The sequence below is a fragment of the Streptomyces mesophilus genome (genome assembly GCF_011044995.1).
Classification (GTDB): Bacteria; Actinomycetota; Actinomycetes; order Streptomycetales; family Streptomycetaceae; genus Streptomyces; species Streptomyces mesophilus.
Window position 1 is genome coordinate 1 of record NZ_JAAKZW010000502.1, and the last position, 541, is coordinate 541.

Consider the following 541-nt stretch of genomic DNA (forward strand, 5'->3'; position numbering starts at 1 on the left):
GGGCGGCGGAACGCTTCGAGGGGCTCGGGCTGCCGTTGGAGCAGGGCCGCTGCCTCTGGCTGCTGTCCCGCACCCGGTTGCGGCAGCGGCGCAGAGCCGGGGCGCGGCAGTCGCTCGCCGAGGCGCTCGCGCTGTTCGAGGGTGCGGGGGCGTGCGCGTGGTCGGGTCTGGTGAGCGAGGCGCTCGGCCGGCTCGACGCGGGTGGTGTCGTACGGGTCTCCGCGGACGGATTGACCACGGCCGAGGAGCAGTTGGCGGGTGTGGTCGCCGAGGGGGCGAGCAATCGGGAGGCGGCCGCGCGGTTGCACTTGAGCGTCAAGACCGTCGAGACGATGCTCACCCGGATCTACCGCAAGCTCGGCGTTCAGTCGCGGGCTCAGCTTGCCGCGGCCCGGGCGGTCCGGCCGTGAGGTGCCGCTCGCGCGGGGCCCGGGTCTGATCCGTCCGGTCAGGCCGCCCTGTGGGGCGGAGGTCACGGGGGCTCTGCCCCCGGGCCCCCGCTGGTGGCTTGCGCCCCCAGGCCCCCTGCGTTGGGGTTCTG

General features: G+C 75.4%; 1 protein-coding gene. It reads left to right on the forward strand.

Going from position 1 to position 541, the window contains the following annotated elements:
• Positions 1–410: helix-turn-helix domain-containing protein (locus G6045_RS40795; protein ID WP_165337287.1), on the forward strand; the 410-nt coding region annotated here is incomplete at its 5' end.
• Positions 411–541: the final 131 nt, after the last annotated feature.